The 641-nt window shown below is 24.3% G+C and carries 1 protein-coding gene; it reads right to left on the reverse strand.

Annotated elements, in window-relative coordinates; genetic code table 11:
* Window positions 1-180: 180 nt before the first annotated feature.
* Complete coding sequence (locus INR60_RS17175) at window positions 181-366, reverse strand: hypothetical protein (RefSeq protein WP_194192696.1); 186 nt, start codon at window positions 364-366, stop codon at window positions 181-183.
* Window positions 367-641 lie beyond the last annotated feature (275 nt).

Raw genomic sequence — 641 nt, forward strand, 5'->3', positions numbered from 1 at the left:
TCTTTCATCATATCCTACAAAAGTTACTAGTGCAACTGCTTTAATTACTTCAAAAATCTTTTTCATCTAAATCACTCCTAAAAATTTGTTTTTTTGTTTCTCTCTACAATAATAATTATATGCAAAGAGGTATGGAAATAGTATTGATTTAGATTTCACTTACCTTACAATTTTGAAATATTACTTAAGGCTTATTAGATTTAAGTTTTGGAGATAATTTAAAAATTTATCAGGAATATTAAAAACTAAAGAAGCTGCTGCAAGTGGGATTATTAAAGATTCTAAGTAAAATAAAGCTAGGATTCCACCAAAGATTACAAAAAATAAGAAATATGCTAAAGTTCTATTTAAATTAATTCTCTTCATATAAATTCACCTCCAAAGAGTATATTTATATTTTAATGTAAAAGGCAATTTATGTAAACAAAAAAGAACCTATTGTAATGGATAAATTTTAACTCTCCATTAAATAGGTTCTTTCAACCGATTTAAAATATTTAATTTACTCATAATCCCTATAATCTTTCTAAATTTCTTTCATCATATCCTACAAAAGTTACTAGTGCAACTGCTTTAATTACTTCAAAAATCTTTTTCATCTAAATCACTCCTAAAAATTTGTTTTTTTGTTTCTCTCTACA

The sequence above is a fragment of the Clostridium chrysemydis genome (genome assembly GCF_015234215.1).
GTDB classification, from domain to species: Bacteria; Bacillota; Clostridia; order Clostridiales; family Clostridiaceae; genus Clostridium; species Clostridium chrysemydis.